General features: G+C 41.1%; 20 protein-coding genes. 12 read left to right on the top strand and 8 right to left on the bottom strand.

The features are described 5' to 3' along the window. Positions 1 to 21: 21 nt before the first annotated feature. Positions 22 to 2343 (bottom strand): phosphoenolpyruvate synthase, encoded by a 2322-nt coding sequence (gene ppsA / locus ACM9H2_RS02115; protein WP_415487703.1) that lies wholly within the window; start codon positions 2341 to 2343, stop codon positions 22 to 24. A 111-nt stretch (positions 2344 to 2454) separates the two neighbouring features. Here ppsA and ACM9H2_RS02110 point away from each other — a divergent pair, with 111 nt between their 5' ends. Further along, entirely contained in the window at positions 2455 to 2823 is a 369-nt protein-coding gene (locus ACM9H2_RS02110) for a hypothetical protein (protein ID WP_415487701.1), read from the top strand. After that, positions 2820 to 3341 (top strand): adenine phosphoribosyltransferase, encoded by a 522-nt coding sequence (locus ACM9H2_RS02105; protein ID WP_415487699.1) that lies wholly within the window; start codon positions 2820 to 2822, stop codon positions 3339 to 3341. The genes ACM9H2_RS02110 and ACM9H2_RS02105 overlap by 4 nt, the downstream gene beginning before the upstream one ends. Before the next feature lie 39 nt (positions 3342 to 3380). Here ACM9H2_RS02105 and ACM9H2_RS02100 read toward each other — a convergent pair whose 3' ends face one another. Both ACM9H2_RS02100 and smc read right to left on the bottom strand, forming a co-directional pair. Beyond that, entirely contained in the window at positions 3381 to 4160 is a 780-nt protein-coding gene (locus ACM9H2_RS02100; RefSeq protein ID WP_415487697.1) for a segregation/condensation protein A, read from the bottom strand. Beyond that, positions 4157 to 7720: a chromosome segregation protein SMC gene (smc, locus tag ACM9H2_RS02095; RefSeq protein ID WP_415487695.1), complete on the bottom strand. Its 3564-nt coding sequence runs from the start codon at positions 7718 to 7720 to the stop codon at positions 4157 to 4159. The genes ACM9H2_RS02100 and smc overlap by 4 nt, the downstream gene beginning before the upstream one ends. A gap of 148 nt (positions 7721 to 7868) precedes the next feature. On the opposite strand from smc, the gene gatB reads away from it, so the two are divergent. From gatB to ACM9H2_RS02060, 7 genes are all read left to right on the top strand, one after another. Beyond that, positions 7869 to 9353 carry an Asp-tRNA(Asn)/Glu-tRNA(Gln) amidotransferase subunit GatB gene (gene gatB, locus ACM9H2_RS02090; RefSeq protein WP_415487693.1) on the top strand — a complete coding sequence of 495 codons (1485 nt, stop codon included), beginning with the start codon at positions 7869 to 7871 and terminating at the stop codon, positions 9351 to 9353. A gap of 76 nt (positions 9354 to 9429) precedes the next feature. After that, on the top strand, positions 9430 to 11778 hold the full coding sequence (locus tag ACM9H2_RS02085; protein WP_415487691.1) for a DNA topoisomerase I: 2349 nt from the start codon (positions 9430 to 9432) through the stop codon (positions 11776 to 11778). A 73-nt stretch (positions 11779 to 11851) separates the two neighbouring features. Continuing rightward, on the top strand, positions 11852 to 12610 hold the full coding sequence (locus tag ACM9H2_RS02080) for an indole-3-glycerol-phosphate synthase (protein WP_415487689.1): 759 nt from the start codon (positions 11852 to 11854) through the stop codon (positions 12608 to 12610). After that, the gene (trpB, locus tag ACM9H2_RS02075; RefSeq protein ID WP_415487687.1) at positions 12607 to 13842 is read left to right on the top strand and encodes a tryptophan synthase subunit beta; all 1236 of its coding nucleotides are present in this window, start codon (positions 12607 to 12609) and stop codon (positions 13840 to 13842) included. Before ACM9H2_RS02080 ends, trpB begins: the two co-directional genes overlap by 4 nt. Next, positions 13839 to 14657, top strand: coding sequence for a tryptophan synthase subunit alpha (gene trpA, locus ACM9H2_RS02070; protein WP_415487685.1), 819 nt, complete (start codon positions 13839 to 13841; stop codon positions 14655 to 14657). Before trpB ends, trpA begins: the two co-directional genes overlap by 4 nt. A gap of 37 nt (positions 14658 to 14694) precedes the next feature. Beyond that, entirely contained in the window at positions 14695 to 15486 is a 792-nt protein-coding gene (locus ACM9H2_RS02065; RefSeq protein ID WP_415487683.1) for a 2-amino-3,7-dideoxy-D-threo-hept-6-ulosonate synthase, read from the top strand. Next, positions 15483 to 16655 carry a 3-dehydroquinate synthase II gene (locus ACM9H2_RS02060; protein WP_415487681.1) on the top strand — a complete coding sequence of 391 codons (1173 nt, stop codon included), beginning with the start codon at positions 15483 to 15485 and terminating at the stop codon, positions 16653 to 16655. Before ACM9H2_RS02065 ends, ACM9H2_RS02060 begins: the two co-directional genes overlap by 4 nt. A 9-nt stretch (positions 16656 to 16664) precedes the next feature. Here ACM9H2_RS02060 and lonB read toward each other — a convergent pair whose 3' ends face one another. Beyond that, on the bottom strand, positions 16665 to 18617 hold the full coding sequence (gene lonB, locus ACM9H2_RS02055; protein ID WP_415487679.1) for an ATP-dependent protease LonB: 1953 nt from the start codon (positions 18615 to 18617) through the stop codon (positions 16665 to 16667). Positions 18618 to 18742: 125 nt separating this feature from the next. On the opposite strand from lonB, the gene ACM9H2_RS02050 reads away from it, so the two are divergent. Continuing rightward, positions 18743 to 19258: a nicotinamide-nucleotide adenylyltransferase gene (locus ACM9H2_RS02050; RefSeq protein ID WP_415487677.1), complete on the top strand. Its 516-nt coding sequence runs from the start codon at positions 18743 to 18745 to the stop codon at positions 19256 to 19258. Positions 19259 to 19261: 3 nt separating this feature from the next. Here the strand turns inward: ACM9H2_RS02050 and thsA are convergent, their stop codons facing one another. Both thsA and ACM9H2_RS02040 read right to left on the bottom strand, forming a co-directional pair. After that, the gene (thsA, locus tag ACM9H2_RS02045; protein WP_415487675.1) at positions 19262 to 20821 is read right to left on the bottom strand and encodes a thermosome subunit alpha; all 1560 of its coding nucleotides are present in this window, start codon (positions 20819 to 20821) and stop codon (positions 19262 to 19264) included. Between the two features lie 62 nt (positions 20822 to 20883). Beyond that, on the bottom strand, positions 20884 to 21588 hold the full coding sequence (locus tag ACM9H2_RS02040) for a class I SAM-dependent methyltransferase (RefSeq protein WP_415487673.1): 705 nt from the start codon (positions 21586 to 21588) through the stop codon (positions 20884 to 20886). A gap of 95 nt (positions 21589 to 21683) precedes the next feature. Here ACM9H2_RS02040 and ACM9H2_RS02035 point away from each other — a divergent pair, with 95 nt between their 5' ends. Both ACM9H2_RS02035 and ACM9H2_RS02030 read left to right on the top strand, forming a co-directional pair. Next, a complete protein-coding gene (locus ACM9H2_RS02035; protein WP_415487671.1) occupies positions 21684 to 22331 on the top strand; it encodes a YkgJ family cysteine cluster protein in 648 nt (215 codons plus the stop codon). Positions 22332 to 22388: 57 nt separating this feature from the next. Beyond that, the gene (locus ACM9H2_RS02030; RefSeq protein ID WP_415487669.1) at positions 22389 to 22793 is read left to right on the top strand and encodes a TRAM domain-containing protein; all 405 of its coding nucleotides are present in this window, start codon (positions 22389 to 22391) and stop codon (positions 22791 to 22793) included. 19 nt (positions 22794 to 22812) lie between these two features. Here ACM9H2_RS02030 and ACM9H2_RS02025 read toward each other — a convergent pair whose 3' ends face one another. Continuing rightward, on the bottom strand, positions 22813 to 24489 hold the full coding sequence (locus ACM9H2_RS02025; protein WP_415487667.1) for a radical SAM protein: 1677 nt from the start codon (positions 24487 to 24489) through the stop codon (positions 22813 to 22815). Positions 24490 to 24529: 40 nt separating this feature from the next. Next, the gene (locus ACM9H2_RS02020; protein ID WP_415487665.1) at positions 24530 to 24949 is read right to left on the bottom strand and encodes a DUF371 domain-containing protein; all 420 of its coding nucleotides are present in this window, start codon (positions 24947 to 24949) and stop codon (positions 24530 to 24532) included. Positions 24950 to 25297: the final 348 nt, after the last annotated feature.

Raw genomic sequence — 25297 nt, 5'->3', positions numbered from 1 at the left:
TAAACGCCCATAGAACATAGATCACTCGTTAGTGGATCGTATTGAGTCGAGAATGAGTTGTTGTTCTACACGTTGTACTTCCTGTTGAACGTCTTGAACTGCGTCTATGTTAGCAGATATAGAAGAGATTCCGCAAGAGACTAAATATCGAACCATAGAAGGTCTTGATCCTGCTTGTCCACAGATAGATGTCGCTATAGATCGTTTGTTGCATGCACAGATAACAGGAGAAATGAGTTTTAAGATGGCAGGGTGTAACTCATCGAAACGGTCAGCCACTCTAGCATTATTGCGATCAACAGCTAGAGTGTATTGGGTTAAATCGTTCGTGCCAAAGCTTGCAAATTTAATCCCAGTATCGAGGAGTTCTTCAATCATCAAGGCACTTCCAGGAGTTTCTATCATAACCCCCCATGTGCATTTATCAGGATCGATACCAGCTTCCTCCATCAAACGTACTGCAGGATATACATCGCTTGCGTCGTTGATCAGGGGGAACATGATCTCAATATTATCATATCCCATATCGAAAAGTTTGGCGAATGCTTGTAATTCGTGTGAAAAGATATCGGGCGTGTTAAGAGATCGCCGGATCCCCCTATAGCCTAGCATTGGATTATGTTCTTGAGGTTCTTCTTCCCCTCCCTGAAGCTGGCGAAACTCATCCGTCGGGGCATCCAATGTTCTTACTCGAACTGGGAGGGGATAGAATGCATCTGCGACGGCGCTTATTCCACGAATGAGTTCTTCAATATATGCTTTTGATCCGTGATCTGCTATATACTTTTCAGGGGTTTTGTTTGTGGAAAGTATTAAATGCTCTATTCGGAGTAATCCAACGCCGTCGGCCCCCGTTGAAGCTGCGCGTTCGGCTGCTTCAGGGATAGAGATATTAACTAAAACTTTAGTTGCAGTCATAGGTTTAGAAAATGGGATATTGGAAGGGGGGTTGTTGGCAGTAGGAGGGGTAGTATAATGAGAAATGCCTTCCAGGACTATACCTAAATTTCCATCCATAGTAACAAAATTTCCATCCTCCAGTTGGGTCGTGGCGAACTTGGTCCCAACAATCGCAGGGACTCCTAATTCACGTGAAACGATAGAAGCATGACTAGTCATACCACCTTCATCGGTGATAATCCCCGCCGCTCGTTTCATTGCAGGGACCATGTCAGGGGTAGTCATTTTAGTCACAAGGATATCCCCAGAAATGACTTTATCTAGGTGATCTAAGTTTGTTATAATTCGAACGGGGCCCGAAGAGATACCGGGACTAGATCCGATCCCAGTTAGAATGGGAGTAGTAGATTGAGCCAAAAGGGGAGCAGAGGGTTGATCTTCAATATCGATTATACTAGGGGGGGCAGGATCGCCAGAGGTTAAGGAAGTGTCAAGAGTTGTTATGGGCCGTGATTGTAATAAGTAGATTTTATCATTGTAAATTGCCCATTCAATATCTTGGGGAGACCCGTAATGACCTTCTATCAATTCTCCTAATTCTGTCAAATCTAGCAAGACCGATTCAGATAGTACTTGGACTTCTCGTAAGTCAGAGGAGACATTACGTTTCAAAGTCTCGCCAGTGTATTGGTCACGTTCGTAGAGAATTTGTTTATCAGAAATGGTCAGGCTGAGAATTGTTTTACTTTCTCGGTCGATGATATAATTATCCGGTGAGACTTCCCCAGATACTACGGCCTCTCCAAGCCCCCATGCGGCTTCGATGACCATGTGGAGATCTCCAGTGGAGGGATGCCGGGTGAAAAGGACACCCGAAGATTCTGCGTCGATCATAGATTGAATGACAACGGAAATGTCGACATCTTCTGTTGAGAATCCTTTTTCAGATCGATAATAGATGGCACGTTGGGTAAATAAAGAGGCCCAGCAATCTTTGACTCGGTCTAGTAAATCGCTTCTTCTTACGTTTAGGTAAGTTTCTTGTTGTCCTGCAAACGATGCTTCGGGTAAATCTTCAGCGGTGGCAGAAGAGCGCACTGCAACAAACATGTCTTCTTCGCCGATCTGTTGAACCAGCTCATCGAATTTGAGGAGTATGTCTTCTTGAACGGAGAGGGGGATAGATGCACCTTGGATTAGTGCCACTGCTTTTGAATGAGCAGTTACTAAGGCATCGGAATCATCTACATTTACATCGACTGTGTCAAATAACTGTTCGGCTATTCCGGCTTCGTTAATGAAATTTCGATAAGTTGACGCAGTGATGACAAAGCCAGGAGGAACAGGAAATCCAGAACGTATCATTTCTCCGAGGGAAGCTCCTTTTCCCCCTGCTATTTTTATGTCGGATTTAGACACGTCAGTTAACCAAATTGTGGCCATTATTCTTGTTGTGGAAATCGGCTAGCCGGGAAAAGAAGCTTCCGGTAGCAGAGATGAGATAAGAATCTGACCAAATTATTTTTGGTGAAGGAGAGCGAGGTTAGAAAATGTATGAGAAATTCAAATGCGATTAAGCAGATGGGAATATACATAGGTTTGTGGTTTATCATAACTGCAATATCTACAGCCATAGTGATTGCGGGAGTGGGAATGGGGGGACTAATTCCAATTGGTTTGCAGAGATATACTCCAGCAATAATTAACTATCGGATATTCCCAGGGGCAGGGCTCTTCATAATAATCTTAGGCCTAATTGTCTGGTTCATAGGGACAAAATTTGCATTCATGTGGTCCATAGAAAAATATTCGGAGAGCAGTTGGGATATAGAAGTGTTGAAAAATGATGTGATGTATGTTATGGAGGATAAACTTTCAGAGATGCGCCAAGATCTAATTGAAGTGGGATCGAAAAAAGAATGAGAGGAATAAAGAAGGAGATTATAGAAATACGAGATTATCCAATACCAGGGGTTGGATTTAAAGATTTAACGCCGGTATGGAAAAATCAAGAAATATTCAATATTCTGATTGATGAAATGACCGAAATATGGGAAGATTCCGGAATTGATACAGTGGCTTCTATTGAATCGAGAGGGTTTATTGTGGGGGCTCCGATTGCCTACAAATTGAACGCGGGTTTTGTCCCGTTGAGAAAACCAGATAAATTGCCTAGAGAGGTGCACTCACAGCCTGTTAAGCTAGAATATGGAGAAACGGAGATTCAAGTGCACAAAGATGCATTCGAAACGTCGAAGAACGTGTTAATAATAGATGATTTGTTGGCAACAGGGGGCACAGCAATTGCAGCATTTAAATTGGTTCCAAAAGATCTAGTGGTGGGTTTTGGATTCATGGTAGAGTTGAGCCAACTTAATGGAAGAAAAAGACTCGAAAAAATTTCGGATGTTAAGATTGAATCGCTAGTGGTGTACGATTGAAAAGGGAAATGAAAGGGGAAATTTTTATGTAAAATAATACTATAAGAGAAGATTCTTCACTCGTAAATCTCCAAATAATTCGTCCTGTTCTAGATACACATTTCCCCTTTGAGCCATGAATAAAAGTGCCAAAAATAAAGAAACTCTAGATCTATCAGATCGGATTAGTTCTTCGAACGAAACTTCTGATTTCCCGTCTTCATACAAAGATTGGAGTAGAAGAGATAGTTGAGAAATTGATTCTTCAATTGGTTCAACATGGGCAGTTCCAATGACATCTTTTTCGGTGGGTTCATTCTCGAGTCTAAATTGATCGCCGTCATGATAATCAAGGCGCTGTACCCCCCTCCAGAAGCCATGAGGGGAATCCGAAGTGTCATACTGACGTGATAGTTTCCAATTTGAATTTAATTCAGCATCTCTTAATTCGCGGACGAGTTCTTCGAGAGTTCTAGGAGAACCTCTAACTCGTTTCCTAGCCAGTCTTCTATCTAGTTCTTTTTCAAAAACAGAAAGTGGATCTTCATTAGACATAGAGTCCATTCCATTTTCAAGGTTATCTTTCTCAGGGGGTAGTTCAGGGGGGAAAATTATATCGGACTTGATTCGGAGGAGGACACTAGCGTAGAGAAGTGCTCTGGCAGATGTTCGGAGATCGGATTTGTCAAGTCGTGCCAAGAATTTGTCAGTTACACTTACTATATCAATATCCCAGGGGTCGATTTCACCATCTTTTGCAAGTTGTACCAATATATTGATTGGTTCATTGAGGGGGTCGTAGGAGAAAGAAAAACTTTCTTGTTCATTGGAGAAACTCATGACAGAATATTCGCCTCGGTAGTGAGTGATATTCCAGTGACTGCCGAAATATTATTTTCTTGCATTACGACCCCTATTGCACGTTCGGATCGTTCGAGTAATGCAGATCTATGAGATACAACTATGAACTGTGTCCCAATGGCAAGCTCATCTAGAAGTTCTCCAACTAACTCTGCATTGGAGGCATCGAGGAACGCGTCGATTTCATCAAGAGCGTAGAAGGGTGCGGGACTATACCTCTGGATGGCAAATATGAATGACAACGCCGTAAGTGATTTCTCACCGCCAGACATGGCGTTTAATCGTTGGAGGGGTTTGTCTCGTGGTTTCGCCAACATGGTTAGACCACCAGAAAATGGATCATCCGTATTCTCAATGTGTAGTTCCCCGGTTCCAGCAGAAAGTTTTCCAAATATTTCTTGGAATTGATTATCGATCCCATGGAATGTCTCTAGGAATGCTTCTTTTTTGGCATCTTCATAACTTTCAATTCGTTCATGGATTGCTTTTGACTCGTCTGATAAAATACTTAGTTTTTCAGTTAGGCCAAATAATGAAGAATCAACAGATTCGTACTCGGCTACTGCGAGCATATTTACGGGTTCTAGTTGGATCATTTTTTGTTCAAGATCAGTTATTTTTAATAACAAAGTTGGGAGATCGAAAGAACTTTTTTCAGGGATTTCCCCCATACTTGACTCAAGCTCAACTATCTCATTGGAAAGTGAATCGGAAGTCGAAACAAGATTCGCTATGTGGGATTTTTGCAATGCTACTTTTTCAGATTGTGAATCTTTTAGGTCTCTATAAGTTCTAAGACGCTCTTGGACCAGATCTCGTTCGGCTTTAATTTCGGTTAATTCAGATTCCAATGTGTTAAATGAACTTTCTTTTTGTGAGAGAACTTTCTCTAGATCGCTTGTTTTTGATTGCAGAGATTCGATTCGTTCGGACATAGTAGCTGCTGTATTTTGAGAGGTTTCTATCCGGAGATGTAAACCAGAAATAGAATCTTCGATATATTTCTGCTCAAGATTTAATTCATTTAATGTTGAATCGATTCTTTCTATTTGTTTTTCAATTGTTGATATTGAATCGGAAAGTGAATCAAATTCTGTTGAAAGTTTTGGTAGATCAGATCCAGTTAGAGTGGATTCCACATGAAAAATTTGAGAGTCAATAGAGAGTATAGAAGTGTCAAATTCATCTAGTTTGTTCTCAACTATTTTCATTGTATCCTTCACCGAATTTCTTTCATTTTTGAGTTCGTTAAGACGGTTTTCAAGAGGGGAAGATCGAGTGGAAAAATCTTCATAGTCTTTGCGAACTTGTCCTATGTGATAGGTCACTCCACGAATGTTATCAAGTGATTCAATTCGTTTCTCTCGGGCCGATTCTATTTGAGATTCAATAGAGCTTATAGAATCAATTAGGGAAGATTGTTGAGATTCTAATTGGATGATTTCGGTTGCCATATTTTGGAGGTGGGTCTCATCGTCAGTTAGAAAAGTATATCTTGGGTGTTTGAGAGGCCCCCCAGTCATTGCCCCAGAAGGTTCGATAAGATCTCCAGGAAGAGTTACGATTCGGTTTCTACCAGAAATAGAACGTGCGTTTTCTAAATTATCAACAACAATTGTAGAACCAAAAACATGAGAGAAAATGCTAGTATAGATGGGATCAAAATTAACTAGATTGATCGCAAAGTCGATGACTCCAGGTTCATCTTTGAGTTGATTTTTAGTGGGTTTTTTTATCCGATTAAGAGGTAAAAATGTTGCCCGTCCAACATTGTTTTTATTAAGATAATTTATGCATGTTTGGGCGACCTGATCGTCTTCAACTACAATGTGAGAAAGTCGAATTCCAGCTGCTATTTCGCAGGCACGTGAGTATTTTCTATCCACAGTTCCGAGCTGTGAGACGGTTCCATGTACACCGTCAATATCACTACCAAGGATAGACATGACGGCCCTATTAAAAGATAGAACTCCTTTGTTTTTTGTTTTATTTTCGAGGATTGAGTAATCTTTTTTTGACTTGACTATAGTAAGGGAGAGTGAATCTAACTGGGTATTAAAAAGAGTTTTTTCCCGTTGCAATTTCAATATTTTTTCCTCGGTTTTTAGTTGAGAGTGTTGGGCAGATTCAAGTTCAGATTGTAGATTTTCAAGTAAGTTCTCAAATTCGGGGAATCGAGAGTTGACTTGTTCTAATTCTTTAGAAACACTTTCTATTTCGTTTGATCTTCTGCGGGCTTCGTCGAGTAATTCATCTTGTTCACGTTGCTGGAGATATCTATCCTCTTGGGCAGAATTTAGTTCGTTTTTGAGATTGGTTAACTGATTTTGAGAATCTTCAAATTCAGAACCCAGATCTTCAATTTTTGACTGGATGGTATGTAGCTGATCTTTTTTCGAATTTGATTCAACTAATAGTGTAGATTTGGTTAGTTTTTTATCCCTAATTTGAGTTTCAATTTCAGACAAAAATTCTTGTTTTTTATCGAGCTCTATAAATGCAGTTCTTCGAGTGACTTCGATCTCTTTAATTTGATTCAGGGTTGAGAGAGATTCCCCTTCAAATCTAGCTACATTACCTTTTATTCCCTCTATTTCTCTAAGTAAAGAAAACTGTTCTTTCCCGCCTTTTAGTTCTATTTGAAGATTCAGGTTTTCAAGATCTTTTTCTACAGAGTTTACGGAGTCAGATATAGCTTTGAATTTTTTCTCGAGTATGGATAAATTATTTTCTTCAGTAGATATGGATTGGAGTTGTTCCTTAAGTTCGTTTGATTTAGTAGATAATTCTGCAGCTTTCAAATGGCCAGATAGAACAGATTTCTCATCCCGGAATTTTTGATATTTGAGGGCGACTTCTCGTTCGGCAGAAAGTTTGGTAAGTTGCTGCTGTTTTTCAGTTATATGAATTTTTGCAGTAGACATATGTTCTTCTACGGTGGTAAGTTCGGCGAGTGACTTTTCTTTTTTATTGTCAAATTCTGCGACTCCTGCTATTTCGTCTATGATAAGTCTACGTTGGATGGGGGTCATTTGGATTAGGCTTGTTACATCTCCTTGCATGACAACGTTATAGCCCTCGGGAGTGATTCCGACTTGTGCTAGTAAATCCTGAATAGAGGATAGTTTGACAGGACGGTCGTTTACATAGTAATAAGAATAATAATTTTTAGCGGTCTTTTTTACACGCCGGGTTATACGTATATGAGATGTATCGCCTATTCGATCGGATTCGAGAATGGAAATTAATTGTTCTTGGGAAAGCGACCCATTAGTGTTATTTAAAATGACCTCAACGGTTGCTTCGACGGGAGGAGAGGAACCAGATTCAGTTCCAGGGTTATAGATTAAATCCGTTAATTTTTCTGCTCGTATTCGGGAACTTCGGGAGAGTCCTAGGCAGAATAGAATTGCATCGATTATATTTGATTTTCCGGATCCATTTGGACCGCTAATGGTAGTAAAATCTTCGTAGAAGGGTATTTCGGTTTTTCGACCGAAACTCTTGAAATTATCTAGGACGAGCTTTTCAATGTACATAGTTGCCCGTGAGTGATGTGTTAAATGGGGAATTTAATCGCACTCTATATCACTTATGAGGGATTCGATCGCTTATACTTCTTGGTTTTTTGGGAGATGGATGAAATAAACAGTATATTTTAACTCTTTCACGTCAAATTTGGAACAAATGGTTCAAATGAGAGGGGGAGATGTCGTTCCGGTGATTGGACTAGAGGTTCATGTTCAACTCGAGACTAATACTAAAATTTTCTGCAGATGTAGCACGAAAATGTCTATAGAGCCAAATACGAATGTATGCCCGGTATGTCTGGGTCTTCCGGGGGCCCTGCCTACATTGAATGAAGCAGCAGTGAGAGCCGCCGTGAAAATAGGTAAAGCAATTGGGGCAGATATTTCAGAAGAGACTTCATTCCATCGGAAGAATTATTTTTACCCAGATCTGCCTAAAGGTTTTCAGATTACACAATATGATGAGCCCATTTGTACAAATGGTCAAATGGAAATTAATGTAGAGGGAAATCGGAGAAAAATAAGAATTGAACGTGCCCATTTAGAAGAGGACCCCGGTAGTCTGCAGCATATATCAGAAGGAAAAAGAGGAGACGAATATGTCCTAGTGGATTATAATAGGGCAGGGATTCCTTTAGTTGAAATTGTGACAGAGCCGGATTTACGTGCTCCAAAAGAAGTGAGGTTATTTTTGGCAAAGTTAGAAGAAGATTTAGAATACCTAGGCGTATTTGACTCGACAAGGGATGGATCATTGAGAGCAGATGCGAATGTTTCATTGATAAGTGGGTCGAATGTGAATGAAGATGGTACTATTGACCGGAGAATTCTGCAAGCTGCAGAGAGAATTGAAATAAAAAATATATCTAGTCATAAAGGGGCAGAGAAAGCACTAGTATATGAGATCAGTAGGCAAAAAAATACCATTATGCATGGGGGAGAAATCAAACAGGAAACACGACATTGGGATGAAAATCGAGGGATAACCATATCGATGCGGTCTAAGGAAACAGAAGGAGATTATAGATATTTTACCGAGTTTGATCTGCCTAGTTTAACAGGAGAGTGGTGGGAAGATTATGTGAAGAATATAGAGATTCCAGAATTACCAGAAGCAAAAAGAAATAGATTCTATGAAGAATATGGGCTCACAGTGGAAGTGGCTTCGAAATTAACTTCAACGAGAGATGTTGCGGAGTTTTATGAAGAAGTGGTTAAAGAGTTTGATCCGGATCTTGCTGCTAGGTGGGTGGCGGACATAATACTGGGAGAACTCAACTACCGAGATATGAATATAGAAGATGCAATAGACAGACTATATGAATTTAAAAGGGTGATGGCATTAGTATCTGAGGGAAAAATCACAGAAAAAAATGCTAGATCGATTGTATTACGTCGCATGTTGGATGAAGAGATTAGTCCAGAAGAGATAATTGATCAAGAGAAATTAGAGATTAGCAGTGGTCAGGAAGTCGAGGAAATTGTCCTAGAGGTAGTCAAGGAAAACGAATCTGCGGTGGAAGATTATAATAGAGGAGAAGGGAATGCTATGAACTATTTAGTTGGAAAAGTGATGGTAAAGACAAGAGGAAATGCAGACCCTGCTGTCATTAATCAGATTCTAAAAGAGATTCTAGATTGATAAAAATGAAAGGAAAGGTTTACAATAGCTTGAGCTCGACGGCCACAGTGTTCGGAAAAAAATAGAGGCAAAAAAGATGGAATTGATTGTATCGGAAAAGGAGATAGCTGCCAAGCGGGTTGCTGAGATATTATCAGATAAATCTGCCAAGGTTAAAAAAATAAATAAAATCAATGTTTATGAATGGGATGGAGCAAAATGTATGGGACTCTCGGGGCATGTGGTTGGGGTGGATTTTCCAAAAAAATATTCAGATTGGAATAAAATAGATCCGAAAGAATTGATTGAAGCGGAGATCATAAAGAAACCGATTAGATCGGATATTGTAAAAGTGTTAGAACAAGTTAGTTCGAAAGTAGACAAAGTGATTGTGGCAACTGACTATGATAGAGAAGGTGAGTTAATTGGAAAAGAAGCATATGAAATTGTCAGGGGAGTAAACAAAGAAACTCCGATAGAACGAGTTCGGTTTTCATCGATTACTTCAAAGGAAATAAAAGATAGTTTTAGTAATCCAGAAGAAATTGACTTTAATTTGGCAGAAGCGGGAGAGGCTCGTCAGATCATAGATCTTGTGTGGGGAGCTGCTTTGACACGTTACCTATCTCTTGCGTCAAAACAGTATGGGAAAGACTTTATTTCAGTAGGAAGGGTTCAATCTCCGACACTTAAACTGATAGTCGACCGGGAGAGGGAAATAGATGAATTTATTCCGGAAGATTATTGGGAAATATTTGCAGAAGTGGGAGGAATTGGAGAGAATTCGAAAGGATTTCAAGTGAAATATTTCTTCACAGAAGAAGGGAAAGAAAGTGATAGAGTTCTATCGGCAGAAGAGTCTGATAGAATACTTAGGGTTATCAAAGGTGCGGGCGAAGTAAAAGTTGAAGAAGTAAAGCAAAAAACCAGAATTGACCAGCCCCCAACTCCATTTAATACAACTCAGTTTATTCGGGCGGCGGGAGGAATAGGAGTGGTTGCAAAACGCGCTATGAATATAGCAGAATCACTATACACTGCGGGTTATATCACATACCCAAGGACGGATAATACCGTGTATCCAAAAAGTTTGGATTGTAAAGAGTTGCTAGATATCCTCTCTAAAAATTCTATATTTAAAGAAGATGCCACATATCTCGTAGAGCTAGATAAAAAGCCAACACGGGGGAAGAAAGAAACAACAGATCACCCCCCTATCCACCCTACAATACAAATTCCAAAAAAGGAAAGTCTTGAACCGGCAGAGTGGAAAATTTATGAGTTAATAGTTAGACGGTTTATGGGAACTGTTGCAGAACCTGCTGAATGGGATCACCTTCGAGTGGTGGTAGAAGCAGAAAGTGAGTTATTCAAGGCGAGTGGGAGACGGCTAGTCAAGGAAGGATATCACAGAGTATATCCTTATCACAAAAATGAAGAAAATTATATCCCGAAGGTGGAAGAAGGATCCAAGCTATCTATGAAACAAGCATGGGTGGAACAGAAGGAAACCCAACCCCCAAGAAGGTATGGACAGGCTAGGCTGATCGAGACCATGGAAAAGATGGGAATCGGGACGAAATCTACAAGGCATAATACAATAGAAAAACTTTATCAGAGAGGATATTTAGAAGAGAATCCGCCCCAACCTACAAATTTGGCCAGAGGAGTTGTGGAAGCAGCGGAAAAATATGCAGAATTGGTAGTATCGGAAAAAATGACTGCGGAGCTTGAATCGAACATGGCGGAAATAGCCAAAGGAGATTCTACATTAGAAGAAGTTACCAAGCGATCTAGAGAAATTTTAGCTGAGGTTTTTGAGGAATTGAAGGGTTCGGAGGAAGAAATAGGAGGGCATATAAGGAATGCGTTGAAGGCTGATAAAACAATAGGTCCGTGTCCAGATTGCGGCAAAGATTTGGTTGTTAGGAAGAGCAGAAGAAGGGGATCATTCTTTGTGGGATGTGATAATTGGCCAGAATGTAAATTCACATTGCCATTGCCCAATAAAGGAGAGCCGACAGTGGTAAAAAATATTTGTGAAAAGCATGATTTGAAAAATATTAAAATGATTGCAGGGAGGGGTACTTTCGTGTATGGGTGTCCCATTTGTGAAGCGGATGTTGCAGAAGCGGAGGAAGATTTGGTCATAGGTTCGTGTCCAGAGTGCAATTCCCAAGAAGGAGGAGAGCTTGCGATTAAGAGGATGAGGAGTGGGTCGCGGTTGGTAGGGTGTACTAGGTATCCTGAATGTGGATATACACTTCCATTCCCACGAGAGGGTGAGATAGAAATATCAGACAGGGTTTGTGAAGACCATAGACTTCCCGAACTGGTGATTCATAAGGGGAAAGATCCATGGGAGATCGGATGCCCAATTTGTAATTTTGAAGCATATAAAGCGGCGAGAGAAGCTAGGAAAAAGAAAAAGAGCAAACAAAAATGAGCTATATCTAATTCAGGTTCTCATTTCCAGAACAGTTAACCTTATGTACATATAAGTTCATAAACGTACAATAATGAACAAAAAAGAGAGGCTGGCACCTGAGATTCAGGCGATACTAGAATCGGCTCGGCGAAGGGAGCCTCCTGGCGAGAGAGTTGAGGTTTCTGCACGGTCATTTCCAGAGGCATTGGAAAAATCTATAAAAAAGGGGAACATTCCAATTATAGCGGAAATAAAACCCACAAGCCCAACTACGGAAGGGATACGTCATGATGATCCGGTGGAGATGGCTATTTCTATGGTGAAAAATGGGGCGACTGCCCTGTCTGTTTTGACTGAACCAGATTATTTTCATGGATCGATTGAATCTCTTGAGCGTGTGAGAAAAGCGGTTGAAGTCCCTATTTTGAGAAAAGATTTCATATTGAATGAAATGCAACTAGATGCCGTCGAATCGGATATTGTGTTGATAATAGCTAGTTTTGTAGAGGAGGTAGATAAACTAGTTTTGGCTGCGAAACAAAGAGGATTCCAGGTATTGGTGGAAGTACATTCGGAGGAAGAAATAGAGATGGCAGTGGGGGCTGGAGCGGAGATTATTGGGATAAACAATAGGAATATAAAAAACCTAGAGGTAGATCTAAATACCTTCAAACTACTTGCACCCAAAGTCCCTTCTGATGTTATTTTAATTGCAGAGAGTGGAATCAAAAGTGTGGCAGATGCTATAACGATGTATGAGGAGGGGGCAGATGGGTTGCTTATCGGAACGGCCATCATGCAAGGAGACATAGGGGAGAACACAAAGCGGTTTGCTCAGATCGAAATATGAATAGTACTAAATTTGGGAAATATGGAGGACAATACGTGCCAGAGGTGCTGATGCCAGCTATATCAGAATTGACTTCGGCGTATGAGAATTATGTGAGAAATAATAAAGATGGATTTATGGATGATTTTTTTGATCGGTTGAAAGATTTCGGAGGACGTCCAACTCCATTGTATAAGGCAGAAAGGTTGTCGGAAAAATATGGGAGGGAAATATATCTTAAACGGGAAGATCTTTTGCACGGAGGTGCGCATAAATTGAACAACGCTCTTGGGCAGTGCTTGCTAGCGAAATACATGGGAAAGGATAGGATTATTGCGGAAACTGGGGCTGGCCAGCATGGAACTGCAACTGCTATGGCTGCGTCATATCTAGGATTGGATTGTGAAATATATATGGGGAAAAAGGACATCAATAGACAGCGGCCAAATGTATTTCGTATGGAGATTAATGGTGCGAAGGTAAATTCGGTTGAAAGAGGAAGTGGAACATTAAAAGAAGCAATAAATGAGACACTAAGGGATTGGTCAAAGAGTGTAGATACAACACACTATGTAATTGGGTCAGTGGTAGGGCCACACCCATTCCCTAAAATGGTAAGAGATTTTCAAGCGATAATATCACAGGAGGCGCGGGAACAAATTCAAGCGGAAATTGGGAGACTTCCAGATAGTGTTGTTGCTTGTGCAGGAGGGGGTTCAAACGCAATGGGTGCATTTTACAATTTTCTGCAGGATGAACAGGTTAATTTAATTGCGGTTGAAGCGGGTGGAAAGGGTATAGAAGCTGAATCAGAAGGTAAGATAGCACATCATTCGGCGTCTTTGACCATAGGGAAAGAAGGTGTGTTGCACGGTGCGAGAACAAAAATACTTCAAGATGTAGATGGACAAATAGTAGAATCCCATAGCATTTCTGCAGGATTGGATTATGCAGGGGTGGGACCAGAATTAGCCTATTTGGTTGATGAGGGCCGAGTAATACCAAGAATTGTCCGTGATGAGAATGCAATAGAGGCCTTTTTCTTACTATCAGAAATGGAAGGAATAATTCCGGCACTCGAGACGTCTCATGCAATTGGATACCTAGAGAATCATGTTGAAGGAGATATAGGAGAAGTAGTAATTGTAAACCTGTCGGGGAGAGGGGACAAAGATGTAGAAACTGTGATCGAAGAATCGCACAGATTGGGATTAAAAAATCAGACAATGGATCGGATTAAAAAAGGGATATGAGTTTAATTAAGAATGCATTTTCAGATGGGCCAATACTGATCCCATACATAGCGGCAGGGGATCCAGATCAAGAGGCTACAGTAGAATATGTAGCCGCGCTTGTTCGAGGGGGGGCGAAAATAATAGAATTAGGATTGCCATTTTCAGAACCAATAGCAGATGGGCCAATAATTCAAGAGGCAATAAATAGAGCTCTAGAAGCAGGTATGACTCCGGGGAAATTTTTTGAGTTAGTTTCTAGGATGGATTGTGAGGTTCCAATAGTGGTAATGACATATTACAATATAGTTCATCAATATGGAGAGATCCCCATAGAATCGTTTGTTTCTGATTCCGTTAAATGTGGTATAAGTGGGATGATAATTCCAGATCTGCCGGTTGAAGAAGCAGAGCTATTGCTGAAAGTTTGCAATAAAAGGGGGGTTGATTTAATATTCATTATTGCACCTACTACACGTGAGCAACGAATAAAAAAGATAATGGAAAAAATTTCAGGTTTTGTGTATGTTCAAGCTAGACTAGGAACAACTGGCATCCATAGAGATGTGAGTCAGACTACGTATGAAAGTTTGGATAGATTAAGAAAATATAACATTCCAAAAGCAGTAGGGTTTGGTGTGAGTAACGCGGATCAGGCAGCTGAGATAATCGGATCGGGGGCGGATGGAGTGATAGCAGGGAGTGTATTTGTAGATATGATTGATAAAGGTCGAATAGAAGGAGTTGATAGAGAAGACACGATTAGATTACTAGAGGAGAAAGCTCGGGAATTGGTACGCGGTATTAGAGGAGGAACAGAGAATAATAAACCGTAACGCACATAACCGGTGAGTGCGACACGATAACACACTAATGAATACAGGAACGGCTGCAAGATTATGCAGAATTGGAAAAGGTAACAAATACGTCATTGTACCAATAGACCACGGCTTGACTCAAGGGGCGGTGGATGGATTGAGAGATGTAGAATCAACTGTTGACGCAGTTACAAGGGGTGGTGTTGATGCCATTCTTTCCCAGAAGGGGATTGCACAGAGGGTTCATCAGAGTAAAAATGGGGCAGGATATATTATGCACTTAAATGGGTCAACAGATATTGGACCGGCTCCAGGAGATAAGCGTTTGACTGGGACTGTTGAAGAGGCTGTTAAAATTGGTGCGGATGCGGTTTCATACCATATAAATGTTACAAGTGAGTATGAAGGGAACCAGATAGAGTCTCTTGCAAAGGTAACGAAAGATGCCAATGAATTTGGTATGCCGATACTAGTGATGTGCTATGTTAGAGGACACGAAGAAAATGCGAAGGATCCAGAAAAAATTTCGCATGCTGTTCGCCTCGGGGAAGAGCTTGGGGCGGACATCATAAAAACCGCATACACAGGTGATCCAAAAAGTTTTGAATCAGTGGTCGCTGCAACCTCCAAACCCGTGGTGATTGCAGGGGGGAAGAAAGGGACGGATAAAGAGACTATTGAAATGGTGAAAGGTGCGATGGAGGCAGGTGCATCGGGAGTTTCAATGGGTCGGTGTATATTCCAACATAAAGATCCAGAGTCAATATCCCGTGCAGTGGTAGAGATAGTTCACAATGGAGTATCTGTTGAGAAAGCGATGGAAAAATCAGGTTTGTTAGAAAAATGAAACGGAGTGTTTGGCTTAAAGCAGATGCAGGGGATTGGGAGTCCAAAAAGAGGCGCATAACAGCAGGTTTAGAAGCTGGAGTAGATTGGGTGTTGGTGAATGATGTTGATGTAAATGCCGTTAGAGAGTTAGGGAATATAAAAATTGCTGCGTTTACTACCAATGACGTTCAGGTAATGGAGGCAGAAGGGACGGGTAGTGGTCAGGATGCAGCTGATGCAGTAATCATAGGAAAAAAAGGTGAAGGTGATGGGACTGTAGAATTACCTAAAAAACTCTCGGATTCTACAGATGTAAAAGCCGTCAGAAGGGGAGGTGCAGATGGAGGATATATTCGAATATTATCGAAGGGGCATGAATCATTGGCAGAGGAAATAGCTAAGGTGGGAGAGTATACGATAGTTAGTGGAGAGGATTGGAAAATCATCCCTCTAGAAAATTTAATTGCAAGAATTGGGGACCAAACAGAATTGGTTGCGGGAGTAAATAGTTCTGAAGAAGCTAGAACCGCTTTCGAGACTTTGGAGATAGGAGCCAATGGGGTGTTAATAGATTCCGACGATCTGAGTGAGATTAGATCAACGGTGGATTTAAGAGATTCAGCGGATAGAGAAGCTTTAGAATTGGAATGGGCAACAGTAGTATCTGTAAAAAGTACAGGTATGGCAGATAGAGTATGTGTAGATACGGGTTCTCTCATGCATTCAGAAGAGGGTATGCTTATTGGTTCAATGGCAAGGGGATTATTTTTTGTACATGCAGAAACTGCAGAATCGCCATATGTTGCTTCCCGGCCGTTTCGGGTGAATGCAGGGGCAGTTCATGCATACGTTAGATCTTTAGGAGGAAAAACCAGATACCTGGCAGAACTGCAAAGTGGAGATGAGATTCAAATTGTAAATACCGAGGGAGAAACTAGAGAAGCGGTTGTGGGAAGGTGTAAGATAGAAAAACGTCCTATGCTTCGGATTGAGGCTATAATTGGAACAAAAAAAGGAGAAGATAGGATCGAGACATTGTTGCAGAATGCAGAAACTGTCAAAGTAGCAACCCAAAAAGGTCCTAAAGCCGTTACAGCTTTAGAGGTTGGGGATGAGGTATTGGTTTGCTACGAACATGCTGCTCGCCATTTTGGTGAAGCAATTGATGAGAGTATAATTGAGAAATGAAATTAGAGATTAGGTAAAAGATTTTTTGAGCTTACGAATAAGCTTAGTCTTTTTGGCAGAGTTAACTAAAGCGAAATCGAGAACGTCGCAGATGTTAGTTGCTGAAACCATTTCGACTGCGCCGGTATATTCACTTGAAAGCATCACGTCTTGTTCATTTGCTTTAGGAATAATAACGCTGGAAATACCAGCTTTTGCCGCAGCTTCAATTTTATGAGTTACACCCCCAACGGGGAGAACATCTCCACGAACAGAAAGGGATCCAGTCATAGCCACATCTTGTTTAACAGGGACGTTTTCGAGAGCGGATAAGACAGCTGTTGCCACCGTTACACTCGCAGAATCCCCCTCTATTCCTTCATAAGATTGGACAAATTGAACATGGATATCACGGTCAGTTAGACCTTTTGCAGAGAATTTTTTAATAATGGCAGAAACATTTTTTATTGATTCCTCAGCTATTTTTTGTAGTTGCCCGGTTGCAATTATTTTTCCACGTCCTTGGGAGGGTGTGACTTCGGCCATAACAGGGAGAACTATTCCGGAATCTTCACCCATAACAGCTAGACCATTAACGCGGGCGACGGAAGTGCCATCATTACTAGAAAGGGCATAGTCTTTCCGTCTTTGGGCATACTCATCTGCCAATTGTTGCTCTATAGAACGTGACCGTGATTTTGCTTGCAAAACATGTTCTTGAGTTGCATACTTTTCCTCGGCAGATCTTGCTAAGTCCCCGGCTGCTCGAATGAGACCGCCCAATGATCGGAAGCCCAAAGTCAAATGCCCTTTTCGGGAGGCCCTTCTTCGGGCTTCGACGAGGATCTCTTCAACTGCTTCTTTAGTGAAATGAGGAATCCTACCGTCATTTGTTATTTCTTGTGCTACAAATTGGACATATTTTCTACGGATTTCCGGGGTGTCTTTAATTGTGTTGTCCATATACAATTCATACCCATACCCTTTGATTCTATTTCTCAATGCTGGGTGCATATTTTGCATTGCATCTAGGTTTCCTGCAGCGATCATGATGAAGTCGGTGGGGACCGGTTCGGTTTGGACCATTGCACCAGAAGACCGTTCAGATTGACCAGTTATAGAAAATTTTCTTTCTTGTACTGCAGTCATTAGCATTTGTTGAGAACGAAGTTCAAGGGTGTTGATCTCATCAATGAAGAGAACGCCTTTATGTGCTTTGTGTATGGCACCAGCCTCTACTCGTTCATGTGCGGGAGTCTCCATGCCACCTGATTGGAATGGGTCATGCCGAACATCTCCCAAAAGAGCTCCTGCATGAGATCCAGTTGCGTCGTGAAAGGGTGCAGTATTTTGTTCAGCATTGTTGATTAATAAGTTGGGAATCAGAGCGTCTGCGTTTCGGGAGCCATACCTAAATGCTATATAAATAACTGCAGCTGCCAGGATTCCAAGTAAAGGATCTTGTGCTATTAAGAGTGCATATCCAACTACAGCGATGATGATCATCCACATTAAAAATGATCTCATTTGATTTTGTTTTTTGGCTTCTTCCTTATGTGCATCAATGATTTGTTGCCCTTTTCCAGTAGGTACTGTTCGGATTTTAGGAACGTTCTTATCATCGGAGTTCTCATAAACTAAAACGTCTTGTAACTCTTCCTTGGGCAGTAGCTCTGCCATGGCTTTGGCTAGCATGGATTTTCCAGTTCCGGGAGATCCGATCATCATGACGTGTCTGTGTTGAAGTGCGGCTTTGGTGATAGCTTCTGTTGCCCTGTCTTGACCAATCACCTGGTCAATTAATTTTTCAGGTATGGGTACTTCGTCAGTTGTGGAAAAGATCAATCCACCAAGTATATCTTCTTCAGCTATTTCCTCATTTATTTTCAAATCCTTAGGGGGATTTTTCTTAATGGAGGAGGCATCAGAATTTGATGGTTTTGTCGTTTTCTGGTCTGAAAGCTTCTGGCTCTTTTTAGTCATAAACGTGGTATTAATATAGGGGTTAAGAGGGCTGATATACTTTTTGTAGACAGATGATAAATGTAGCAAATAAATTTCGAACCATACGCGGCATGGTTATTACAGATGAAAACGATCGATAAGGTATGGTTAGGGGGATATATATTGGGCGATTTCAACCTTATCATAATGGCCACCATAAAGTGGTAGAAAAAATTTCAGGAGAAGTGGACGAGATAGTATTAGGGATAGGAAGTGCCGGAGATTCCCACACAGGGAAAAATCCATTCACTGCAGGAGAGCGGATGTTAATGGTTACAAGGGCAATTGAAGAATTTGATGTTCCCTCGTATGTGGTACAAATAGAGGATTTAAAACGAAACTCCATTTGGGTGAGTCATGTTGAGAGCATAAGCCCAAGTTTTGATGTGGCTTATTCTAATAATCCACTTGTGATTCAATTGTTTAGAGAAGCAGGGAAAGAGATCCGACAAGTTCCAATGTTTGATCGAGAAGTGTTGGAAGGGGCAGAAGTGAGAAGGAGGATGGAAAATGAAGAGGATTGGCGGTCTCTGGTTCCAGTTCCAGTGAGAGATATAATAGAAGAAATAGGGGGAATTCGAAGAATTCAAAAAATTAACGAAAGTGACTCAGAGAGATGAAACTTAACTCGCTGCGATAATATCGTCTATTCGAATGATCATAGTTGCTGCTTCAGTGGCACTATCAATTGCTTCTCTTTTTACTGCAGCAGGATCCAAAATTCCGTGTTTTACCGGATCGGCTAGTTCTCCAGATTCCCCTTTGGCAATTATTCCTGCGCGGCCAGAATCATTTGCAGCCCGGAGGTCGACAAGTGTATCAATCTGATCTAGTCCCGCATTTTCTGCTAAAGTTCTAGGGATTACCTCTACGGCATCTGCGAATGCTTCGACGGCCAATTGCTTCCTTCCTTCAATAGAAGCTGCTACACTTCGGACACGACTTGCGATTCCAATCTCGACTACACCAGCCCCAGGAACGACCTCGCCAGATTCCACAGCAGCGGTAACCACGTCCAATCCATCACTGACAGCACGTTCTAGTTCATCTACAATATGTTCAGTTCCACCACGTAAGAAAACAGTGACTGCTTCTGCTTTTGATCCTGCTTCTACAAAGGTCAATTCATCGTCGTTGAATTTTTGAATCTCGAGGGAATCCACAGTACCCAAATCTTCATTAGAGAGATTATGTAGAGTCGCAACCCTCATTGCACCGGTAGCGCGAGAGAGGGCTTTTGCATCGTCGCTGCTAACATCCTCGAATGCGAGAATGTCTTTGTCAGATAAAAATCCTGCAACTCGATTATCTATGTCTTCAGTGCAAAATACAACATTCACTCCAGCTTTGGAAATTGTATCTGCATAGTCACGAAGCTCGGCTTCCTCGGCCTCAAAAGCAGCGGTTAGTTGATCAACACTGGTTATTGTGAATTCTGCATCAACTTCGGGGTCGCGTATTTCTAGGTCCATATCTAGAATTAGAACTTTTCCTTTAGAAACGGATTTGGGCATGTTTTCGTGTGCCCTTTCAGATTCCAATATGAATCCTTTTACTAGTTCTGTTGCACTAGAAGAAGCACCTACACGCGTCTGAAGATGGATGTCATCTCGATTTACGTTTCCAGATTTGGCGACATGTTTGACAGCATCGACAATGATTTTAGATAGTTCAGATGGGGAAACATCTCCAGTTCCTTTGCCAGTCATACTAGTGGTGGCGACTTTTTGCAGAGTTTTGTCGTCCAGAGATTCACTTAGAATATGAGAGGTGATAGCTTCTTGTGCAATTTGATTTGCCTCAGAATAGCCCTCCACAATAGTTGTTGGGTGAACGTCGTCTTCTAGGAGTTTCTCGGCTTTGGCTAGTAATTGGCCGGCTATGACAGCTGCGGTCGTAGTGCCATCCCCGACCTCTTCTTCTTGAGATTCAGATACTTCTACGATCATTTGAGCAGCAGGATGTTCAATATCCATTTGTTTCAAAATAGTAGCGCCATCATTTGTTATGATTACATCTCCAGAAGAGGTTACCAGCATTTTATCCATTCCCCGAGGGCCCAATGTAGTTCTAACTGATTCTGCGACTGCTTTTCCAGCAGCGATATTCATAGATTGTGCATCCCGTCCTTGTGTGCGTTGAGTACTGTCGCCTAGTATGATGAAAGGCTGATTGTGTGCCATAGTGATTACTAATTGGAGGTTAGCGAGTCTATATTAATTTAACGGACTTGAATCGGTAGACTTCAAAGAGATACAGACCAATAAGATACGGTTGAAACCCGTTGGCCTATCGAAGTTGAAACGGCTGAAGAATCGATAGATCGTATAGGTTTTGCTATGGAAAGCGGGAGATTCCTATAGATTCCGTACGGAAAAATAAAATCCTGGTGAGAATCTTCAATTGTCATGTCTACAGACGATAACAATCGAGATATATAGGACCTATCGTGGAGCGTGGATCCCATGGGCAATAACCAGTTATAGAAAGATCGTGCACTATATTTGTTGAAAGTATCGAAAATAATTTTTTCACGGGCGACGCGGAGAAATTCTAAAAAGAAATACATGGGAATTGGAGTTAAGTGGAAAAATCTCATGGCCAGAATTATATCAAAAGAGGAATCTTCAAATGGCAAATTCCCTGCATCTGCATGCAAAAAGGTTAGATCTCCAGCATGGGATGATTGACCCAATTTATTTTTTCCAATTTCTATCATGGGCTCAGAGATATCGAGCGCAACGACATCGGCTCCAAGATCTGCTAACATTAGACTGAATCTTGCAGTCCCACAGGCTATATCTAAAATCTTTTTTCCATCGATGGTGTCTATAAAATTAGTTACTATTTGTTTCTCATGAGAATCGATTAGACTCCCTCCTTTTGAGAAACGCTTGGTATCATACCGAGTGGCATTTGGGATTTCTTGATACCAGCTTTTACCTTTCATTTGCAATTAGAACATAGGACATAATTGGATAAAACATAGATGGTAGGGTAGTCTTTCTTCGATGGATTTTAACAAATGGGTTGTGAATATTAGGTGTGAAATTGGAAGAAGAGTTAGTAGCTGCACAAATGTTAGATGTGAAAGAATTAGCAGAGACTATTGTGGGAATTGGTTTTGAGTGTACTGATTGTGGGGCTTGTTGCAAAGGGGGAGACGAAGAGCACACGGCGACAATATTTCCAAGTGAGATAAAGAAAATACAAAATGTTGGTAAAATGGAATGGAGAGACATTGCTCGTCCGATGCCTTTTGGGGTTCGGGAAAATGAGAAAGGGGAATTAGTTGGAGAAACGTTCGAATGGGCTTTGCAGATAGGAGGGTGTGGAGATTGTTCATTTTATAGAGAAACGGAGGGGAAGGGGATGTGTAGCATATATGGGTTCAAACCTTTGATTTGTGAGACATATCCATTCAGTGTTGATTTGGGGGGAAGTAACAATCCTAAGGGTGAGATTGTAGAAAAAGTAGGAGATATATTAGTACATGAATGTGAAGGGATTGGTAGAGAGATAGAGTACAAAGAAGCGATGAAAATGGCAGAGGTTCTAAAAGAAAGAACCATACGTGAAATAGAAGAATCAATACAATTGGTAAAGGGATATAAAAGTTTAAAGACGGGAAAGGAGAAATTGATTGTTCATGATTCAGAAGGTGCAAAGAATATAGATGGGAAAAGTATATAGAAATACCGACAGGGCTATTAAGTTGGGGTGCAACTCAGGTCATTTGAGGATATCGGTATGATAAATTTAGATCAAGTTTTATGTTTGTTTAATGCAGGGATTGAAAAGATAGACGGAGACCATATTATTAGGATTCCAAACGAAGAGATTGAGAATCAAAGTTTGGAGAAAGGAGAGGTGTATCGAATTGCGCTAGTAAAGCAAGGAGAAGACTTTGAACTAGGGGTTCAAACAGAATCTACTACTGCACCTAATTACCCACAACCGCCGGTTGAAGTGGGAGAGATACGGTATGTAGAAATAGAAAGTTTGGGGAAACAAGGAGATGGCATAGCACGTGCTGAGAGGGGGTATGTCATAATTGTTCCAGGGTCAAGCGTGGGTGAACAAGTAAAGATAGAAATAATCGACGTCAAACCAAATTTTTCTATGGCAAGTGTTGTTGAAGACGTGCTAGAATAAAATAGGAGGGACTCATTCTCTATAGAAGGGTAGTAGCAAACCGAGATATATCTACTTCAATCGAATTGGATGCGGCTTCGATTGACATATAGGGGCGATTTGAAATCAAAGTTTGTGCTCTTTTTTTACCTACACCAGGGATTGCTAATAGTTCAGAGAATGTCGCGGTATTGAGGTTCAATTTTAGCGGGAGTGCCGTGACAGATCTTTGGCCATGATTGACCACAATGGCGTCGAGAACAGTTCCAAGAGGAAGTTTTCCAGGAAACCCTACAAGAATTGGGTAAGTGCCAAGTTGTCTTCCGAAGGTGAACCTACCATTCTGGAACTCTAGATGTACGTGGGGTAATATAGTACCAATCGGAGCGACTTTTTGAATCATTAAATTATCGAAAGTGTGACGGACTTCTTCCTTGTATTTTCGGAAGTGTTTCTTGTGGTCCATTGCGATGGATGCGCCAGTACTGGACATGGGAGTTCCAGGGAATGCCATAACTTGGCGTATGTTGACCCTGCGGACTAAAAATCCAGAATCTAAAACTCTTTTAAGGAATTTTTTATTGAGCTCAAAGGTTTCTTTAGTTTCCCCTTTGAGCCCGTGTACAAGGTTAATTCCGGGGAGTAATTTTGGTAGTGAGTCTTTGGTTGGCCTCCAGCCAGATTCTTTGTTAACAGATTCTATCGCTACAAAACACTCTTCTGCAGTTACATTGAGGTTGTTTTCATCATACACTACTGGGTCAGCAGATTCGAGACCAAATGCGGCAGTGTCTCCAGGTGTATTAAATTTAGAAATAATGCGCAAACATTCTGCAGATTCCGAAGGCCAATTTACAATAGTAATTGGGTTCATATTGTCTAGATGAAGAGTCTCAAGTGACGGGGCCACCCTATGAATACCAGAATAAAGATCGTATAGCTCAGAGGGATTGGGGCACTTTCCATCTCCACCATAGGCTAGTATGTCCGCTTGACGCCCGATGCGAAAATGGCGAATTCCAGAGTTATAGAGTTCGGATATTTCTTGCAATATAGAGTCAACAGACCTAAAAGATGGTTTGGAACCATAGAGTGGTTCGGTGCAAAATGAACATCGATAAGCACAACCACGGGAAGTTTCAATTTCGCAAATGAGATAATGGGGATGATTGGGATGTTGTTTAACTATAAAAGAACCTTTTGATGCCCATTTTTGAATCTCGTCATTATCGCGCATTCTATCAGAAAATCCTTCAAGATTTTGATGGATTAAATCATAAGCAGCGGCTTCTACATCTCCTTTTGCCACGAACGTGTAGTCTAGATCATCTCTATGCATATCACTAGCCCCCTCGTTTTTAATTCCGACACCGAATTTGATGGGACCTCCAAGAAGAGATACTCCTTTTGCCGTCCAGGATATTTTTTTGACTTCATCTGGTTCGGCAGGTGTCCCACCCACATATTTTCCTGGAACGGTCATGCCCCCGATGTAAATTAATAGATCTGAATTCTCTATGCAGTCCCAACGGTTGTGTTCTTGTCGAAGTGCATCGATTGTGTGGTAGATTATATTGCGAGGAGACACCCCAGCGTCGACCAATGCTCCGGCTGTGTATCGAGGATAAGTGGAGATATAGGGAGGGACTCCAAAATGGGCAGGTTCGTCCACATAACCATCAACTATTGCTACAGTGAGATCAGATGGAGTTATCATGAAAAAATAGATTGGGTTCGAGAACTATAAGGAATTGGTTCTATAGAACAGTTAAGCGAACACTGATTTTATTTCCATTTTGTAAGAGGGAGATGATATTTCTATTCAAATTCTTTGCTGCAGTATCTGAATTGATCATGATAGTTCGATCATCGACATAGGAGCTTGTTCGGATGACGGCAGAATTGGTACTTTTAAATGTTAGATCGGGGTGACCACAGCCGAAAATATATTGTTCGTGACTGCCAACGGATAATTTGGCAGTTATTTTTGCAGTGTTGGTTTGACAGGCGGCAATGAAATCGTTGGAAAAAATAGAAGGGGATCGGTTAGAAGAGATACCAACTATGCAATCTCCAGAAGGGGTTAAATAAGAATCAGTGGTGATTTCGAGGGTGGAAGAATGATTTGCGGTGACATTTGGATTACCATAAGCTACTAAATTTTCAATATATTGCACAATAAAAGATAATAATAGTTTAGCATATAAAGGGTACGTCAAGGGAATTTTTCTCTCGAAACTATTAAACCCATAGGACAAGTAGCCCAACTCGTTAGAGTACTTCATTACGAATAGAAAAGCAAACTGACCATTATCAGAGGAGAGGCTATTTAGTTAGCTAATTTTATGCAGAGTTTAGGAGTAATGTAAGTGTATAGAAGGTGAAACTAAAAATGGAACCGGCGACAGAAATAATAGAAAGTATAGAAAATAAAGAAATAATCGATTCTGAAGAAGGAAATGCACCTGAAGAAGAGAAAGAAGTGATTGAGCTTGAAGAAGGAAATGCACCTGAAGAAGAGAAAG

Source organism: Candidatus Hikarchaeum yamanae (assembly GCF_009889665.1).
Lineage (GTDB): Archaea > Halobacteriota > Halobacteria > Halobacteriales > Hikarchaeaceae > Hikarchaeum > Hikarchaeum yamanae.
Note: the sequence above shows the minus strand (reverse complement) of the source record. Positions and strands in the feature narration are given on the sequence as shown.

What these genes read in the sequence shown, in the direction of transcription:
- ppsA (WP_415487703.1), bottom strand. Translation starts at nt 2,343, where the DNA reads ATGGCCACAATTTGGTTAACTGACGTGTCTAAATCCGACATAAAAATA.
- ACM9H2_RS02110 (WP_415487701.1), top strand. Translation starts at nt 2,455, where the DNA reads ATGAGAAATTCAAATGCGATTAAGCAGATGGGAATATACATAGGTTTG.
- ACM9H2_RS02105 (WP_415487699.1), top strand. Translation starts at nt 2,820, where the DNA reads ATGAGAGGAATAAAGAAGGAGATTATAGAAATACGAGATTATCCAATA.
- ACM9H2_RS02100 (WP_415487697.1), bottom strand. Translation starts at nt 4,160, where the DNA reads ATGAGTTTCTCCAATGAACAAGAAAGTTTTTCTTTCTCCTACGACCCC.
- smc (WP_415487695.1), bottom strand. Translation starts at nt 7,720, where the DNA reads ATGTACATTGAAAAGCTCGTCCTAGATAATTTCAAGAGTTTCGGTCGA.
- gatB (WP_415487693.1), top strand. Translation starts at nt 7,869, where the DNA reads ATGGTTCAAATGAGAGGGGGAGATGTCGTTCCGGTGATTGGACTAGAG.
- ACM9H2_RS02085 (WP_415487691.1), top strand. Translation starts at nt 9,430, where the DNA reads ATGGAATTGATTGTATCGGAAAAGGAGATAGCTGCCAAGCGGGTTGCT.
- ACM9H2_RS02080 (WP_415487689.1), top strand. Translation starts at nt 11,852, where the DNA reads ATGAACAAAAAAGAGAGGCTGGCACCTGAGATTCAGGCGATACTAGAA.
- trpB (WP_415487687.1), top strand. Translation starts at nt 12,607, where the DNA reads ATGAATAGTACTAAATTTGGGAAATATGGAGGACAATACGTGCCAGAG.
- trpA (WP_415487685.1), top strand. Translation starts at nt 13,839, where the DNA reads ATGAGTTTAATTAAGAATGCATTTTCAGATGGGCCAATACTGATCCCA.
- ACM9H2_RS02065 (WP_415487683.1), top strand. Translation starts at nt 14,695, where the DNA reads ATGAATACAGGAACGGCTGCAAGATTATGCAGAATTGGAAAAGGTAAC.
- ACM9H2_RS02060 (WP_415487681.1), top strand. Translation starts at nt 15,483, where the DNA reads ATGAAACGGAGTGTTTGGCTTAAAGCAGATGCAGGGGATTGGGAGTCC.
- lonB (WP_415487679.1), bottom strand. Translation starts at nt 18,617, where the DNA reads ATGACTAAAAAGAGCCAGAAGCTTTCAGACCAGAAAACGACAAAACCA.
- ACM9H2_RS02050 (WP_415487677.1), top strand. Translation starts at nt 18,743, where the DNA reads ATGGTTAGGGGGATATATATTGGGCGATTTCAACCTTATCATAATGGC.
- thsA (WP_415487675.1), bottom strand. Translation starts at nt 20,821, where the DNA reads ATGGCACACAATCAGCCTTTCATCATACTAGGCGACAGTACTCAACGC.
- ACM9H2_RS02040 (WP_415487673.1), bottom strand. Translation starts at nt 21,588, where the DNA reads ATGAAAGGTAAAAGCTGGTATCAAGAAATCCCAAATGCCACTCGGTAT.
- ACM9H2_RS02030 (WP_415487669.1), top strand. Translation starts at nt 22,389, where the DNA reads ATGATAAATTTAGATCAAGTTTTATGTTTGTTTAATGCAGGGATTGAA.
- ACM9H2_RS02025 (WP_415487667.1), bottom strand. Translation starts at nt 24,489, where the DNA reads ATGATAACTCCATCTGATCTCACTGTAGCAATAGTTGATGGTTATGTG.